The following is a 16560-nucleotide window of genomic DNA, read 5'->3' as shown; positions in this document are numbered from 1 at the left end:
GCGTGGGGGGATTGACCAAGGAACTGACCGCAGCCCTATCAACTGACAATCACGTCGGTACGGTAGTTGTCCTACGCCAAACGGGTGGTTAACGATCCGTAGTGTGTTGTTCGTATTGAGCGACCCGAACTATGACGTTCGTGCAGAAAGCACCGTAACGGCAACTCCCAGACATATCAATAATGATCGACCCCATAATCGCAAGCAGGCTCCAATTCGCCCTGACAACGATCGTCCACATCATCTTTCCGGTGATGAGTATGGGCCTTGCGCCCTTCCTCATCTACTTCACGTGGAAAGACGTTCGAGGCGGCGATCCCGTGTACGAACAGTTGCGTCGCTTCTGGACAAAGATATTCGCGGTCTCGTTTGTCGTCGGAACGGTTACGGGGATCGTGCTGGAGTTTGAGTTCGGGACGAATTTCGCGGCGTTCTCGACGGCCGCGGGCGAGTTGTTCGGTGGTCCGCTCGCCGTCGAGGGCATGATGGCGTTCATGCTTGAGGCGACGTTCCTCGGGATCTTCGTGTTCGGGCGCGAGCGGGTGTCGGACCGGCTGTACATGATCTCCAGCGTGGCGGTCGGTCTCGGGACGTGGTTGTCGGCCGTTTGGATCCTCATCGCGAACTCGTGGATGCAAACCCCACGGGGCTACGAAGTCGCCACCGAGAACGGCCAGACGATCGTCCACTTGGTCGACCCGATAGCGGCGTATCTAAACCCGCGATTTGGGTTCATGTTCGTCCACATGCAGAACGCGGCAGTCGAGTCGGTCGCGCTGTTCATGGCGGGCGTCGCAGCCTACTACGTTTACCGCCACCACGTGTGGGGCTACCCCGTCGAACATATCGCGTTCTGGCAGAAGACGCTCAAGATCGCGCTCGTCGCACTGTTGATCACCGCGCCGCTGCAGGTGTTACAAGGCGATCTGTACGCCCGTCACGTGTACGAGACGCAGCCGCAGAAGTTCGCTGCGATGGAGGCCGTCTGGGATACCGAGGCGTACGTCCCCGAGTACATCTTCGCGATACCGACGGACCTGAGTCAGCTAACCGACCCGCGAGCGAAGGAACTGTTCGGTATCGGGATTCCCGGCGGCGCGTCCTGGCTCGCTGGCGGGGAGACCCGACCGCGGAGATACGGGGGCTGAACTCCTTCGACTCGGAAGCGCCGCCCGTCGCTATCGTGTTCTGGTCCTTCCGAGCCATGGTCGGGATGGGCTTTTGGTTCATCCTGCTGGCGTTCTGGGGCGGCTACCGGTGGTTCACGGGTGGGTTATTCGAAGACGGGCTCCTGCACAAGGCGTTGATGGGCTCGAGTCTGCTCGGGATCGTCGCGGTCGAACTCGGCTGGATCGTCACCGAAGTTGGCCGCCAGCCGTGGGTGATCCAGGGGGTACTCAAGACGAGTGAGGGCGTTTCGCCTGGACTAACTGGGACCGAGGCGGCGATCACGCTCGCCGGCTTCGTCGGCGTCTACACCACGCTACTCGCGTTGTACACGTACGTTGTTGCCCGGATCATCCGGAATGGCCCGCCCGGCAGCGATGAAATCGAGTCGATGCCGGATCCGACGCCCGACCAGGAGACTCCTGCGGGGGTATCCAGCGATGACTAGCGTCGAGACGCTCGCGGCGGGGCCGCTGTTCGGTTTGCCGCTGCCGGAGCTGTGGTTCGCGCTGGTGTTCGCTATGCTGGGGACGTTTCTGTTTCTCGATGGGTTCGACTTCGGCGCGGGCGCGATATTCGCGACGCTCGACGACGACGAAGCGCGCGAAACGGTCCTCTCTGCTATCGGCCCGTTCTGGGACGGAAACGAGGTGTGGCTCGTGGTCTTCGGGGGTGCGTTGTTCGCCGCATTTCCGTCGGTGTATGCCAACCTGTTCAGCCGCCACTACCTCCTCATGTTTGGGATCCTCGGCGCGCTCATCCTCCGTGGGCTCGCTCCGGAGATGTACGAACAGCGCCACGACGAACGGTGGCAGCGCTGGTGGGGCCGATCGTTCGTTGCCGGGAGCGTCCTCGCGCCATTTCTCCTCGGCGCATTCGCGGGCAACTGGCTCGCCGGAAGCCCTCGGTCATTCACGCTCGTTGGCGTCGTCGTCGGGGTTACCGTGACGGCACTGACAGTCGTCTCCGGAGCCGCGTTCCTACGGTTGAAGGCTCAAAGCGCGCTTCCGGAATCCGTGCGGCGGATCGGTACCGGCGCAGTCGCGGCGTATCTGCTCTCGGTAATACTGACGCTCGGGGTCCTCGCAGTTCGGCTCCCCGCCGGCGTCGACGCGCTGTTGACGGCACCGGTGATCGGACTCGTCGTCGCTTCGATCGTGCTCGCGGGCGGCTACGTGGTCACGCTCCGACGCGGGTCGAACCTCGCTGCGCTCGCTGCAGCTGCGGGTCTAACGTACGGGCTCATTGCGGTCGTCGCGGTGGTCATGTACCCGAGCGTCGACCCCGCCGCGAACCTCACCGTCGCCGACGCGATCGTCTCGACGCTGCCGCTGAATCTCATGTCGATCGGCGCGGCGCTTTTGTTGCCGCTCGTGGCGACGTACTTTGTCGTGCTGTACTCGGCGTTCAGCGGGCCGATATCGGCAGAGGAGGCGTACTAATATGAGTGATAAATCCAGGACTGGGACAGTTGAGCGTGTCTCGCCAGTTGGGACGCTGCTGCTGTCGCGCGTGCTAATCACGTGGGCAGAGCTGCTCGTTGTCGGGTTCGTGGGCGCCGCGCTGGGCGGCGCCGCCTCCGGACCGCCCCAGTTGATCGTCTACCTCGCGACGATACTGGGGTCAGTTGCGGTGGTCATGTACAACGTCGACCGACTCGTGGCCGCACGGATCCGAGGTGGAACGTGACCGAGGCAGCTCGCAGTGGTTGCTCAGCCTCTGAAACACAGTTGATGAACCAGTACAGGCGCGGGGTTCGAAGCGGAACCGAACTGAAGTCCATCGAACGGAGCGCAGATAGCCGTCAGTCCGTCCGACGTGAGGTGGAGCCGAACGGGCCGATCTCATGGCGCTTGGCAACGATGCCGAACAATAGCAACGCGCTCGGGATGAACAATAACGCACCCAGCGCGGTGACGACGTCGTCGTGGGAGAACCCGAAGACGACGCCGCCGACGCCGGCGACGAGCGCGACGAATGCGGGGACCAGTAGGTGGCTCCGGAGCGCACCAACTACCCCGGTGGTTGGGTTTGGAACTTCCATACGAGACACGGTACGTCTCTGGAACCCATATCGGGAGTGTTGTCGAGAGCCAACCGGCTCACGCACCGAGACACGATCAATGAACTCCACCAGATCGCCGCTGTCACAGCCGTGGCAGACGACGCTGGTCGGCACCCACAAACTCACCTGCTGATGTACGACTTCACGTTCGAAATAACGTATGACGCCGGAGCCGATGAGTACGTCGACCTGTTCATGGATCGCGATTCGCTGCGGTCTGAGGCGATATACTCGTGTCTCGACCCTTCGGAACTATGGACGCTGGAATCGGTAACGGGAGACCCTGCTGACCTCGCGGCCGTCGACGACCTGCTGTTGGACGAGTCCGTCGAGCGCGAGTCGATCAGCGGTCGGGAGTGTAATTCGACCCGAACGACGAGCCTCCTCACTGAGGAACAGCGGCGGCGGGTCACGTACACCTACGTTTCTGAGGTAGACTACTGCGAAGCTGTCCCGTTGATAGCCGCGAAATACATCGACGGTGGTGTCCTCTTCGAGCAGACCCGGACCGGCGATACGGTGCGGTGGCGCGTGCTTGTGCAAGACGACTCGAAGATCGGTCTCCTGTATGACACGCTGTCCGCAAAACTCGGGGAAGGGCTGTCGTTCTCGTTTAAGCATCTGATCGAGGTCACTAACTGGGAAAGCGGGCTGCTCTCCCGAGCGGACATCCGCGCGGAGCAGCGCGAGATCCTGAAGGTATCTGTCGACCGCGGCTACTTCGAAACGCCCCGTGAGGTGACGCTCGACGAACTCGCCGAGGAACTTGAACTACCCCGTTCGACCGTGTCGTATCGGCTCCGACGAGCGACCGCGGAGCTGGCGAAACGATTCGCAAACCAGCAACTATGACCGCCGAGAACCCACCAGACGACGCCAATCGAACGCGAACCGACGCATCGGCAGAGACACAGTATCCAGTAGACGTACTGGTCAGCCCTGATTGGGTTGACGCCCGACTGGGCCAGTTCGCCGCCGCCGACTCCGACATGCGGCTGCTTGAAGTCGACGTTAACACGGCGTTTTACGAGACCGGGCACGCGCCGGGCGCCGTGGACGTCGATTGGCGGACCGACCTTCGATCGGCCGATTCCCACGATATCCTTGGACCTCGTGAAATGGAGTCGTTCCTCGGATCGTGTGGGATCACCGCGGACACGACCGTCGTGGTCTACGGCGACAATTCGAACTGGTTTGCGACGCACTTCTACTGGCAGCTCACCTACTACGGTCACCCCGACGTCCGGATTATGGATGGCGGCCGTGAGTACTGGACTGACTACGACTACCCAATCACGACCGAACAGGTTTCCCCTCCGACTGTGGAGTACGGAGGCACGCTCGATCCCCCAGCCAGGCCTGCGGTGCGAGCATATCGCGAGGACGTACGCGAGGCGCTCAACACTCATCCAGAGACGGTGTTTATCGACGTCCGCCTCCCGGAGGAGTTCCGCGGCGACATCACGAAGCCGCCGGGGATTGATGAGGGTGCACTGCGCGGCGGCCACATCCCGGGGGCGACGAACGTCTTCTGGGCGGAGAACGTCCGCCCGGACGGCAGGTTCAAATCGCCGGACGATCTCCGAGCGGTGTACGAGTCACGCGGGATCGATCCCGACGACACCGTGATCGTCTACTGCCGGATCGGTGAGCGCTCGTCGGTCACCTGGTTCGTGCTCGAAGAGTTGCTCGGGTACGAACACGTACGCAACTACGACGGGTCCTGGACTGAATGGGGTAATTTGATCGGGGTTCCGATCGAAGTCGGAGAGTGAACTGACGTGAGGTACCGCCTGGATCTGACGACTACGAATCGAAGCAGACTCACACCACCGCCGAGAACCACGCAGTGGCGATATGTTCAGGTGTGAAATGCTCACATCAACAGGCCGTCGATGAGCAGCACTGAGTAGTTAGTGATCTGGGTGAGCCACTGGTGTTCTATGTTCATACGGTGGGCCCCAACACTACACGTACACCGTTAGTCGGTTCCCAATCCTCCTCGGACAACCGCTCGGCGCTCGGGACGGGATCTGCCCGCGGAGTTCGTCTCGTCACGGAGCACTTCCGGGACCCCGGCGCCCGGCGGTGGTTCGTCGGTGTCGATCAGCCACGGTTCGCTACGGTCCGAAACCGGATGGTGCTGTGTCCACCGTTTTGAACACCGTCGACCCAAATCGTCGAAGCGGTGTTATCGCCAGACAGCGAGGCAAGCGATACCCAGCGATATTGCTGTCCAGCCGGCAAGTCCGAAAAGACTCACAGCCGGTGACGCCGCCGGAATCGGTGGCGGCGACGCCAAGGCCGGCGCGACCGCGAGTTCGATCACGAGCCCGCGGAACGCGGCCGGGCTCACTCCGAGTAACGCCTCGAGACCGCCACCGACGACGCCGCCGGAGAGGAGCCCGACGATCGCGAGATCGAGGCCGACGGCGACAGCTACGACGAGGGCGACACCGACCGCGAGCGCCTCTCTGGTGGTCCGCGCGGCCGCGGAGGCGGCAGTGATCACCGCCGAGACGGTCAGCGCGTACAACATCGCGAGGGCGACGAAGCGAACGAATACAATCGGTGAGTCGCCCGCTGAGTGGGTTGCGAGGAACGAGGCAGCGCTGGGCGAGGCGAACGATGCGAGCGCGCCAGCAACCGCCAGTGACGCCGAAACAACTGCAAGCACCCCGAACGTCCGGCCAAGATAGACGCCGACGACGTACTCCACCCGCGAAATGGGATACGTCCGTATCACGTCGAGCTCTGACCGCTCTGCGTCCCCTCGGATCGAGCGGTACACGATTCCGAACGACAACACCGGCACAAGGACTTCGACCACAGTCAGCAAGTCCAACGTGAGCGAAACGTACCCGCCAGGCGCGCCGACTGCCCCACCAGCGACGGCGATCACGATCAACGCGAACGCGGCTGCGACCGCGAGTAACGACCGCGTTCGGACGAGCGTTCGAAGCTCGCGGTCGAAAACCGCTGCCGTCCGCGAGCGGCGACTCATCGCTTCGACACCTCTGACTCCGCCGTGTCAGTCGGTGGCGAACCGTCAGTTGTCGCCGCCTTCGCCGGTGGGACGACCCGATCGTGATCACGACTCGTCGCCAATCCGGAGAATACGTCGCGCAGCGTTTCCGCGCCCATCTCCGATCGGAGCTCCGCCGGCGATCCGTCGAGCGTTATCTCGCCGTCGGCGAGTACCATGACGCGATCGGCGACCCGCTCGACGCCTGCAAGATCGTGACTCGCGACGACGAGTGCTCGGTCCTCGTCTACGACGTCGCGGGCTGTCGCGAAGATGTGATCGGCCATCTCGGGGTCGAGTCCGCTTGTGGGTTCGTCCAGTACGACAAGCGGCGGATCCCCTACGAGCGCTTGGGCGATCCCGAGCAGACGCGTCATCCCGCCGGAGAGCGCCCCGACGCGGCGGTCAGTCGCCGATGCGAGCCCGACCCGACCCAACGCGGCTTCGGGGTCGACCGAGGTCCCGGCCAGCGACGCGTAGAATTGGAGTGTTTCCGCCGCAGTGAATCCCGGTCGGAACGACGGCGACTGCGGGAGGTACGCAACGTCGCGACGGTCCTCGGTCCCCTCGGACAGCCGACGAGATTGCGGAGTCGGTCGAGAGACGGTCCCCGAATTTGGTTGTCGAATGCTAGTAAGCAGTTCGAGAAACGTCGTTTTACCGGAGCCGTTTGGACCGACAAGCGCGACAAGTTCGCCAGACTCGATCGACACCGAGCAGTCGTCAACGATGGTCACGTCACCAAAGCTCATGTGCACGTCGGACAGCGAGACGACTGAGTCGGTCACGTCGGCACCTCCGTGGCACTACCGGACGCGTTGGCGCTGGTCTCGTTGGGAGCGTCACTCTCGTTTGTGCGTACTGTCGTGAGCACGTCCGGTCGAACCGGCGCGGTCAGCGGCGCCGTGTCAACGACACCCGTTGCCCGGAGCCCGGGAACAGAACTCGCAAGCCCCCGCGTTAGCGCGACCGCGGGTGACCGGGCGAGCGTCCACGCGCCGGGCGTTGAGTGGAGGCGACTGTCAATCGCCCCCGACGGGCGGTACGGCCGTTCTACGGTCCCGTCGCCGTCGCGGTCCGCGCCGGGGAGCCGACCCCAGTAGTTGCCCTCACCGTCGACGGTCCACACGCGCAACGCGCCCAGATACGAGTCGACGGGATATTCATTGTCGACCACGTCATTGTGCGTCACGAGATTCGTCGGTAGCAGTGACGACCCACGTAGGCCGTATGTGTTGTTCACGATCGTGTTTCGAGTGTACAGCGAGCCGGTTCCCGATACAGTCATCCCCCACTTGTTGTCGGTCAGGACGTTCTCCGCGTAGTATGAGTCTGCCCCGACAGTGCTGATGCCGGTGCGCGTGGCAGACACGCGGTTTCCGACGACGAGATTTCCGGTGGGACGCGTCATGACGATCACGCCCACGGATTCGTTGTGAATCTCATTGTTCGCAACGAGCGTCCGCGATGTGTACATCAAATGGACGCCGAACCGGGCATCGGCCATCTCGTTGTTCCGTATTACAGTCTCGTGTGCACGGTGGGTGTAGACGGCGTCCCGACCGCCGTGGAAGCTGCTGTTCTCAACGACAACCGGCGCGTACATCGCAACGACGCCCATAAACCCGTTTTCGGGGGCGGCTGCGCCACGGAGCGTGATGTTCTGTACGACAGCTCCATCCGCGGCTCTGGAGATAATTCCACTCGCTGGCGTGTCGATCACGATATTCTCCACGAGCGCGCCGTCGGCACCGTCCAGCCGAATTGCGGCGTCTCCGCGGCCGTACGCGAGTTCGACGGATTCCGACCAATCGCTGGAAGTGTTGGCGGACCGTTCTGGACTGCCGACCGAGCCGACGCCCGAGATCCGGAGATCGGTCACGGCCGCGTGACTCGCGTTCATGTGGAGGACCGATCCGTTACCGTCGCCGCGGATGTGTGTTGCGACGCCGGCACCTCTGATCGTGACCGACTTGTTCACGATGACCTCATCGACTGCGTACTCACCCGGCGGCAGCAACACTGTGGTGTTCGGCGGCGCAGCCTCCACCGCCGCCTGTAGCGTCGGCACGTCCTCGCCCACCGTCACGGTAACTGGGCGCTCACGGAGCGGCCGTGTCGCCTCGACCGCACGATCCGCCCACTGCATGCGCTCGTCGACAGTCGCTTCGTAGCGCTCGCGGGTGATCGGGTTGGAGGCCTCAACCGCTTCGTCGACGCCATCCCAGGGGATCACCTCGCCGCCGTAGCGTTCGGTGAACTCGCTGGCGGCCTCACGATCGGAGAACGGCATGGCAAGAGACCCCGTCGCGGTTCGTGCCTCGCTCCCGATTACGACGTACGCATCACTGGCGCGCACGAACGACGGGTCCGTGTTCGTGTCTACGACGGGATAGCCGCGTTCGGTGAGCGAGACGTTCGTTCCCGCGTAATCGGTTACGAACACCGCCAGCGGCTGCCCGAACTGCCGGTCGTGGCCGGTTCGGCGGTGCTCAGCGAGATACGATTCGACCCCGTAGTACCCGATCACGTACTCGTACTCCGCGTAGAACACTTCTACCTTCGGTAACGCTACTCCCTCCGCGTCGGCGGCCCTGAGCGTGGTGCTGGTCATTCCGAGAGATACGGTGTCCTCGAACGGCACCGGACCAACCGAATCGCCGACGCCGACAGGGACGGCGAAAGAACTGCCCAACACCAGTGCCGACAGCGCGACGGCGATCACAGCTGCTCGTGCGTACATCGACGGGTCTCTACTTCCCAAGTTGACCGATCAGAGTTTTCGTCACCTCGTCAGCAGTAACCAACTCGCCACCGTATTCCGATCGGAACGCCTCCGCGTCTGCTTGCTCGGAGAATCCGATGAGATCGGCTCCCATAGTCCCGACGACAGCCGAATCGGCCACGAACGTGACCGAGTCGGCGGATACGAACGTCGACGCCTCGACGTGCCGGGAGATGAGCTGCTGGTCACCGTCAGTTCGGATTTCATAGTCGACCGCCGAGTAGTCGGTGACGTAAAATGACGTACGAGTCCAGCCTTCGCGCTCGTAGTCGAACTGGAACGCCTCCCACGTACTGTCGAAGCGTGCCGGGTTCGCATGTCCGTTCGGTTCCTGGTCCTCGTAGAACGCCTCGCTACTCGGACCCGGATGCTTCGATATGACCATTCCACACACGTCGCACGTCGCGTCCTCCGAGAGTGTCACTGCGTCGGGAGCGGAATCGGCGCCACCGCCCCCTGTCCCCGCACAGCCAGCAATCGAGACGACTCCGGCTGCAACCGCGCCCGAGAGGACGGTTCGGCGGGAGACGCTCCCGTCGGAAAGAGATTCGTGGGTTCGTTCCTCACCCAAGTTATCTCCGTCGCCCGCCGAGTTGCGTGAGACCATACCTGCACCTTGGTACCGGTCAATGAAAGCGCGACGGTTGGCGTACGACAACTTTCCCGCTGAGCAGTGTGCATCTCGCACTTCTAACTCGGCACGGACAGGCTCCATTTTGAACGGAGAAGGTGTCACGAGAAAAACTGGGCCAGTGATCATGATTGGCTCGGTCTCGGTAACCAACGGTCCGTGTCTGACTGGTAGGAGACGCCTATTTCGACCAATAACGGCCGCTCCCGATGAGCACTCCGCAGAGACTCAGTTTTCTCTCAACTCTCAGATCCGAAAAATACGGTCAACTGTTTTATACGTGTGCCCGTGTGTGGCTGGTAGTATATGCCAGAACCGCGCACGGACAAACGATCGCCTGGGGAGCGGCGGGCGTTCCCCTCGTGATCGCGCTCGTGCAAACACTGTTGGCGCTGTTCGGCTACACGTCGAGCTCTGCGGGACTCACGCCCATCGCCGAGCCGGTGTTGTCTATCCCGGTGCTGTTCGAGGCGGCGGTGGTTTTCAAGAACAGTTCGGCGGTCGTAATGGGGTTGTTCCTGCTTATCGCGCTTGCGTGGGCCGCGCAGGGAGCAGCGATGCTGGTCGTCGAACACAGAGAGGCTGCCTACGGGGCAGCCACGCTCTCGTCGGTGTTGTTCTTCGCGCTGTTTTTCGGCGTGTACGCACCGCTGACTTCGGCTGATATCCCGCTCGTCCAGCTCGGTGCGTTCTACGCTGTTCCGGTGTGCGCGGCCGCGCTACAGTTGGTCGCTGTCGGGACGTACCCGTGGAATGAGGTAGTACTCGAGGAGACCGGCGACGACCTCGGACGGCTGGAGGCTGACCTCGCGAATCGCCGGTCCGCGTTCAACACCGATTTCGACACGCGATTCGAGGGGCTCGAAACGCTCTCGAACGTCGCTCCCGGCGGCGTTCGCGACGTTCGAGAGGGAGCCGATGAGTTCCGCGCTCGCCTGGACGGGATTGACGAAGACATCGCCGAGATCCGGTCGATGTCCGACGGCGAGGCGGCCCAGGCAGCCCGTGCCGGCGTCGAGTCGGAGATCGACGGCGTCGATCCGGACGCCCGAATCGAAGAGCTCACCGAGCGCCTCCGGCAGGCGCTCGCCAGCGGTATCCGAACTGAATACGGTGAGTTCATCGTCAGCTCCGAATACGGCGACCGCTACCGAACAGTCAACCTCCCGACGAAGCACCGCGAGGTGTCGATCCCAGGCGGTGCGGACGCAGTCCACCTCGATCACGTCGACGAGGAACTCGAGTCGCTGACGCGGACAGCCAACTCGTTTGGCGCCGTCGCCGCGGCGGTCGAGGCGGTCGACGCGCACCGGCAGCGTGTCCGAGCGCACGTCCGCGAGCGGGAGGCGCCAGTCGTCGAAGCGATTTCGACGACCGAGGCCCGCCTCGACACGCTCGACGAACAGATCGGAGCGATGGATGTTCCCTTCCGAGATCGGATCGACGAGGTGTTGCTCGCCGGACGCGACCCCGATCTCGTCGGCGCACGCGACGTCCGATCGAAACTCGATAGCGCGCGCGAATCCCTGCACGACTGCCAGTTCGAAGACGCGCTGTCGACCGCCGAGGACGCCGCCACGCAGGCGGCGACGCTCGTCACGACGGCCGAGTTGGTGTCGACACTGGAGGCGACGATCGACGCTCGTCACGCCACCGTTTCGATCCCAACGGAGATACCCGACGGATACCTCGAGGCGATCCTTCCCGCCATCAGGGCCGGGTACGACGGCGTCGACGCGACTATCGACGCTGCCGGCGGTCGAATCACGTTCACGTACGACGCGGTCGCAGGCGAGTCGGAATCATCAACCGAAGTAGACGCTGTGAACGACCTCGATTCGGGCGACACCGGCGATCGCGACGGTCCATCGAACGAGCCCGACACTGTCGGGACCGGTTCGGGGCGAGAGTCGGTTCGCGTCGCCTCGCCGGAGGAGGTCGTCGACGGCGTGTTGTACGCGTTCCGCGAGTTCGAGCGTGCCGCCGACGGCGACGACCGGATCGTCCAGTTCCGGCTCGAAGACCTCCCGGAGGCGGTCGCGACGCCGGACGTGCTCGTCAACGTCGAGCGATTCGCCGGGCGGCAGTCCGATCTGTTCGAGGCCGTCGACTTACAGAGCCCCGAACCGCCCGGGTTCATCGAGTTCACGCCCGCGGACGGGGCGTCGATCGAGCGATCCATGTCGACGGCGCACCGGCGCTTCCGCGAAAAGTACACGTAACCGTATCCACTGAGTATACAAAATGACCGAATCTTGCGAGATATGTTACACCGAACCGGCGGACTGGGAGACAGATACCATCGAAGAACACCTGCTGCACGCTCACGGTGACGCGCAGCCATCGGTCCGAGCCATCTACGGTGACCGGTTCGCGGGCCTGTTCGAGGACGGCGCGGACGCGGTCGCCGACGCCGACGGCCCCGATCCCTCGGGCGGTGACGCTCCGGGTGACCCGGGCGGCGCCGATGACCTCGGCCCGGTATCGATGGACGACGACGGCGAGATGTACGGTCGCAAGTGGTTCCTGATCGGGATCGGCGGCGCGGGGAACAACATCGTCGACGCCGTGTTGATGCGCCGCGACACGCTCGCGCGCAACCACGAGGACCGCGCCCGAATCTGGCAGGGCGGGCTCGCGGGCTACGGCCTGCTCAACACCAACATCGCAGAGTTGGAACAGACTTACTACACGAAGGAGCTGAAAGAGTACTCCCGAAACGACCTGCTGTCGAACTCGATCATCGGGTTCGGCAAACACGGGTACAGCGGGATGGGATACCGATGGAGCAACGGCGCGAAGGTTGCCGAGGCCGATTTCGCCGACGGAAGCAACCCCTTCCGCGACCGCTGGGACATGACGAGTCAGGACATCCGCGACGCGCAAGCGGTGATGCTCGTCCACAGCGTCACGAAAGGAACCGGGTGCGGCGCGACGCCGGTCATCGCCGAGAAGCTCCGAGAGGAGGTCCAAGAGTCGGGCCTCGTCATCGACCAGGCGATTCTCAGCTCGGTCGTCATCCCGTCGGAAGGGGTCAACAGTCCGCCGTCGGCGGCCGCGCGAAGACGAACGGCGTGATCGGCCTGTCGCGCATCTCGCGGTCGGCCGACGCGATCATCCCGTTCAACAACGACCACCTCCGCCAAGCGAGCACCGACATCCACCCGCGGATCGAGGGAATCGACCGGTACAACCCGCCCGAGTTCTCGGACCTCAATAAGCCGCTCGTGGCGTTTCTCGAAGCGTTTACCATGTCCTCGACGCCGCAGCTCACTGACCGCGATGCGACGATGAGCATCCGCGGGAGCGTCTTCGACGTGGCCGACAGCTTCCGGTTGGTCGAAGACAAGTACCCGCACGACATGGCGCCCGAGGAACGCCCGGCGGTCGTGCTCGCGCCCGCGCTGGGACGCCTCCGTTCGGACGACATCTCGGAGTCCAGCCTCGAACTGCTCGCGCGTAACACGCTGTTGCAAAACCGGCTCGCGGACTTCGATCCCTCGACGGCGTGGGGCGGCAACTTCATGATCTACGGGCCGGAGGAGCAGATGTCGGACATCTCCGAGTACGTCACCGACGGGACGCTCCAGGAAATCCTCAACGGCGAGGAGTTCCTCGACGCCGGCACTCGTTCGGGCGTCGAAACCGTGGACGTGCAGGTGAACCAGCTCGTCATCCCGTACCTCGACGACGTGTTCATGTGGGGGACGCTGTGGAACCCCCGAATGCCGTCGCTGGAGTCAATGTACGAGCACGCCAAGCGCCTGAAGGACGAGGGCCAGAGCGTGCAGGCGGAGGACATCCGCGACGTGTGGAACGAGGTGCAGCCGCTGTTCGACTGCCTCGGCCGGTCCAACATGCTGTGACCCATGTCGGGACCACCTATTGCGGCCGTGTTCATGGGCCTGTTCGGCGGCTCCGACGACCCGGATATCGAGGCGATCGCCGATCGTCTCGGCTCCCGCCCGACCGAGGGCGACGTAAAACGGACGCTCGACGAACTCGCGGAGTCGATGGACCGCTTGGCGGCGGCCGCCGATATCGCCGGCCCTGACGGCCGCGTCGAGAACGACGCCCCGCCCGCCGCAAAGGCGCGGGAGCTTGCGACGCTGGTCGATCGAGGGCAGCTCAGCATCGATCGCACCGCCTCGGAGAGTCACGCCGCGGGCGGATCCGAGGACGACGGCGTCGTCGCCTCCGTCGCAGAGGACGTGTCGCGATCGAAGCGACCGACGGGGCATCGATCCGCGGCGCTGCTCGATGCGCTCGCGACGCCGTCGGCCACGGGAGAAGGGGCGCTCCGAGAGGCGATAGCGGCCGCCGTTGAGCGCCTTGAGGCGACCGACGATATCGACCGCGCGCTCGAACCCGGTGACCCGGATCGGACTGCCGGTCGACTGACTGGCGTCGACGACGACCTCGCCGCCGACGTGGCCCGTCTGGCGGAAGCCGCGGGCGACCGGGGCGACGAGACGGCGGCGACGGAGATCGAGGATGCGCGTGTCGCCGTCGACCGCGCGCTCGAGCGCACCGATTCCCCCACCCCTGAACGGGATGCGACGCTGGTCGATCGGATCGAGCACCTCGCGGAGGCCGCCGCGGACTCCGACTCCGATTCCGCCGCTGACGCGCCGGGTGCGGAGGCGGCGCGTCGCGTCCGCGGTACCAATCGTGCCGAGTGCGAGCCGGCGCGGGATCTGCTCGACGGCGTCGCCAGCGACGACACCGAGCAGGTCGCCGACGCGCTCCGTGCGGGCGTCGATGCGCTCAACGAGGCCGCAACGGTGCGTAACCTCACCGTCGACGTCGACCCCGCCGACGTGTCGGCCCGGGTCCAGTCACTCGGGGAGACAGTGTCCGGAATCGACGGCCCCGTCGCAGACGCGCTCGACAACCGCGCCGACCGGCTCGACGCCATGCTGGAGCGCGCGGACGAAAGCAACACGGTGGTCCCGTACGCGATCCGTGAGGAGGTCGCCTTCTACGAACGCGATCTGGTCCCGGTGCTCGAATCGGGAACGGCCGATAGCACCGCAGAGACGGACGGACCGACCGCTGATAGTGCACCCGAGGGGACGGTGGCCGACGACGCTAGTGCAGCTGTCGACGCGTTGGAAGAACGCAGACAAGAGATCAGAACGCGGTACGTCGACTCGCGGACCGACCACAACCACAGCATCCCGATGTTTTTCGTGTCGCTGACGGAGTCGTTAGAAGAGCGCGCACGCGAGTCACTCATGGCTGGCGAGCGGGCACGTGCTGAGGGGATCGCCACGGCGACCGACGACCTGCTCGACCATGTCGAGGCGCTGTACGAACGGAACGAGTACAGCGTGATGCTCAGACAACTCCGCGGGTGATCACGACTCCAGTTATCGCAATGTGTACAGGTGACGGTAGAGTTATGTCGACGTTACCAAAAGTCAGACACAGGTAGACAATGCCATATCTCTTTGTCGGCGCTGGTCAGGCCGGGTGTTCGCTGGTGGATTCGGTGTTCAGTCATCAGCGGGTCGCCCAGCTGGCCACGCCAATCGCGTTCAATTCGACGATACGGGACCTCCAAAACCTCTCGAATATCGAACGGGAGGCGTGGTATGGTGTCTCAGAGGGGAGCGGACTCGTGCCCGGCACGACGGCTGGGTTCGAAGAAGAGGTGACCGGCGGATTCGGCCGGGACCCGGAGAAGGCTGACGCCGCACTCGCCGGCCAGCAGCCGCAGCTGGTCGACGCCTACGAAGAGCGGTTCGGCGACGGCTCACCGCCGTTCGCGTTCCTGTTCCTCGGGTTGGGTGGGGGCACCGGCTGCGGGATCGCACCGCATCTCGCGGAGGCGATCCGCGAGTACGGCGGGTCCTCGACTGACATCATCGCCGTCGCGGTGCTGCCGAACACCGCGGGCCAAGTGACGGGCGATGACGGGCCCAGTGCCACGCGACAGGCGACCAACGCGATCTACGGGCTCGACCGTCTCGAGGAGCACGTCGACGGCGTGATCCTCATCGATAACCAGCGGCTCGCGTACGAGGACGCCGCAGAGGGCGGTTCAACGAGTACAACGACTACGCGGCCTCGGCCATCGTCGACCTCATCTCCGGGCCGATCCTCGAGCGGATCAACCCCGGCGAGTACGACGATCTCGACGCACCTGTCATCGACCTGCAGGACGTGGTCACGTCACTCACGCTCGACGACGGTGATGTCGGCTACGCGACGCTCGGCCGATCGGTCACGATGACGCGCTCGCTCCCCGGCTATCTCCTTCCGTTCATCGGGCGCAAATCGGTCGACGGGGCGACGCTCTCTCGACTGGCCGTCTCGAAGCGTAGCGTCGAGGACGTGAGTCCAGCGGACGCGGTCAAAGCGATCGGGCAGGTTCGAGCGCCGGCGCCGTACCTGGTCGACGATGACTACCGGATCCAGGTGTCGGTGATCCGGGGACTGCTCGATTCGTACTGCCCAGAGGTCAACATCGGGATGACGCTAACGAAGCGGAACCTCGCGTCGTTCACGACGCTGTTGACGTTCGCTCGTGAGGACATCTCTCGGCTGTCGGAGATCGAAGACCTCGCAGCCGAGCACGCGGCGGGGGTGACGCCGTGAAGGGAGTCGACAGTACGCGCGGCGTCGCACTGCTTCTCGCGGTCGGACTGATCCTGCTTGGCGGCGTGTTCGCGGCGCCTGGCCTCGCCCAAGAGTCCGCCGATGACACTCCGACGATCGCAACGCTCACCGACGAGATCACAAGTCAGCACGAGGAGACGAACGCCGCGGTATCCATGGCGTCGCTTCCCCTCTCGCCGGCGCTTCTCGGCGGCGGCCTCGGCGTCGGGGTCGGCGCCATCGGCGGTGCGGTGTTCGCGTACCGGAACCGGGGGATGCGCTGA

General features: G+C 64.2%; 16 protein-coding genes and 1 pseudogene. 12 read left to right on the top strand and 5 right to left on the bottom strand.

Features of this window, described 5'->3' with window-relative positions; genetic code table 11:
• Window positions 1-182: 182 nt before the first annotated feature.
• The 3 genes and pseudogenes from P0Y41_RS15165 to P0Y41_RS15155 all read left to right on the top strand — a co-directional run bounded on the left by P0Y41_RS15165 (window position 183) and on the right by P0Y41_RS15155 (window position 2856).
• Window positions 183-1615 (top strand): annotated as a pseudogene (locus P0Y41_RS15165) (cytochrome ubiquinol oxidase subunit I).
• Complete coding sequence (gene cydB, locus P0Y41_RS15160) at window positions 1608-2609, top strand: cytochrome d ubiquinol oxidase subunit II (protein ID WP_284063616.1); 1002 nt, start codon at window positions 1608-1610, stop codon at window positions 2607-2609. Before P0Y41_RS15165 ends, cydB begins: the two are co-directional and overlap by 8 nt.
• A gap of 1 nt (window position 2610) precedes the next feature.
• Window positions 2611-2856: a hypothetical protein gene (locus P0Y41_RS15155; protein ID WP_284063615.1), complete on the top strand. Its 246-nt coding sequence runs from the start codon at window positions 2611-2613 to the stop codon at window positions 2854-2856.
• A gap of 115 nt (window positions 2857-2971) precedes the next feature.
• On the opposite strand, the gene P0Y41_RS15150 is transcribed toward P0Y41_RS15155, so the two are convergent.
• Window positions 2972-3211, bottom strand: a complete 240-nt coding sequence (locus tag P0Y41_RS15150; RefSeq protein ID WP_284063614.1) for a hypothetical protein — start codon at window positions 3209-3211, stop codon at window positions 2972-2974.
• Window positions 3212-3364: 153 nt separating this feature from the next.
• Between P0Y41_RS15150 and P0Y41_RS15145 the strand changes: the two genes are divergently transcribed.
• Both P0Y41_RS15145 and P0Y41_RS15140 read left to right on the top strand, forming a co-directional pair.
• A complete protein-coding gene (locus P0Y41_RS15145) occupies window positions 3365-4084 on the top strand; it encodes a helix-turn-helix domain-containing protein (protein ID WP_321170870.1) in 720 nt (239 codons plus the stop codon).
• On the top strand, window positions 4081-5007 hold the full coding sequence (locus P0Y41_RS15140; RefSeq protein ID WP_284063612.1) for a sulfurtransferase: 927 nt from the start codon (window positions 4081-4083) through the stop codon (window positions 5005-5007). The genes P0Y41_RS15145 and P0Y41_RS15140 overlap by 4 nt, the downstream gene beginning before the upstream one ends.
• Window positions 5008-5423: 416 nt before the next feature.
• On the opposite strand, the gene P0Y41_RS15135 is transcribed toward P0Y41_RS15140, so the two are convergent.
• From P0Y41_RS15135 to P0Y41_RS15120, 4 genes are read right to left on the bottom strand one after another with little or no spacing between them, the layout of a single operon-like run.
• Entirely contained in the window at window positions 5424-6236 is an 813-nt protein-coding gene (locus P0Y41_RS15135; RefSeq protein WP_284063647.1) for a copper ABC transporter permease, read from the bottom strand.
• A complete protein-coding gene (locus P0Y41_RS15130) occupies window positions 6233-7045 on the bottom strand; it encodes an ABC transporter ATP-binding protein (protein ID WP_284063610.1) in 813 nt (270 codons plus the stop codon). Before P0Y41_RS15130 ends, P0Y41_RS15135 begins: the two co-directional genes overlap by 4 nt.
• A complete protein-coding gene (locus P0Y41_RS15125; RefSeq protein ID WP_284063609.1) occupies window positions 7042-9000 on the bottom strand; it encodes a right-handed parallel beta-helix repeat-containing protein in 1959 nt (652 codons plus the stop codon). The genes P0Y41_RS15130 and P0Y41_RS15125 overlap by 4 nt, the downstream gene beginning before the upstream one ends.
• Before the next feature lie 10 nt (window positions 9001-9010).
• Window positions 9011-9649 carry a nitrous oxide reductase accessory protein NosL gene (locus tag P0Y41_RS15120; protein ID WP_284063608.1) on the bottom strand — a complete coding sequence of 213 codons (639 nt, stop codon included), beginning with the start codon at window positions 9647-9649 and terminating at the stop codon, window positions 9011-9013.
• Window positions 9650-10047: 398 nt separating this feature from the next.
• On the opposite strand from P0Y41_RS15120, the gene P0Y41_RS15115 reads away from it, so the two are divergent.
• From P0Y41_RS15115 to P0Y41_RS15085, 7 genes are all read left to right on the top strand, one after another.
• Window positions 10048-11895 carry a hypothetical protein gene (locus P0Y41_RS15115; RefSeq protein ID WP_284063646.1) on the top strand — a complete coding sequence of 616 codons (1848 nt, stop codon included), beginning with the start codon at window positions 10048-10050 and terminating at the stop codon, window positions 11893-11895.
• Between the two features lie 22 nt (window positions 11896-11917).
• On the top strand, window positions 11918-12751 hold the full coding sequence (locus tag P0Y41_RS15110; protein ID WP_284063645.1) for an FtsZ/tubulin family protein: 834 nt from the start codon (window positions 11918-11920) through the stop codon (window positions 12749-12751).
• A complete protein-coding gene (locus P0Y41_RS15105; protein ID WP_284063644.1) occupies window positions 12748-13539 on the top strand; it encodes a hypothetical protein in 792 nt (263 codons plus the stop codon). Before P0Y41_RS15110 ends, P0Y41_RS15105 begins: the two co-directional genes overlap by 4 nt.
• A 3-nt stretch (window positions 13540-13542) precedes the next feature.
• The gene (locus P0Y41_RS15100) at window positions 13543-15033 is read left to right on the top strand and encodes a hypothetical protein (protein WP_284063605.1); all 1491 of its coding nucleotides are present in this window, start codon (window positions 13543-13545) and stop codon (window positions 15031-15033) included.
• 125 nt (window positions 15034-15158) lie between these two features.
• Window positions 15159-15911 (top strand): FtsZ/tubulin family protein, encoded by a 753-nt coding sequence (locus tag P0Y41_RS15095; RefSeq protein ID WP_284063643.1) that lies wholly within the window; start codon window positions 15159-15161, stop codon window positions 15909-15911.
• A complete protein-coding gene (locus P0Y41_RS15090) occupies window positions 15908-16276 on the top strand; it encodes a hypothetical protein (RefSeq protein WP_284063642.1) in 369 nt (122 codons plus the stop codon). The genes P0Y41_RS15095 and P0Y41_RS15090 overlap by 4 nt, the downstream gene beginning before the upstream one ends.
• Entirely contained in the window at window positions 16273-16560 is a 288-nt protein-coding gene (locus tag P0Y41_RS15085) for a hypothetical protein (RefSeq protein ID WP_284063603.1), read from the top strand. The genes P0Y41_RS15090 and P0Y41_RS15085 overlap by 4 nt, the downstream gene beginning before the upstream one ends.

The organism is Halobaculum halobium (assembly GCF_030127145.1).
GTDB lineage: Archaea > Halobacteriota > Halobacteria > Halobacteriales > Haloferacaceae > Halobaculum > Halobaculum halobium.
The sequence above is the reverse complement of the archived record's forward strand: the minus strand, read 5'-3'. Positions and strand labels throughout refer to the sequence as shown.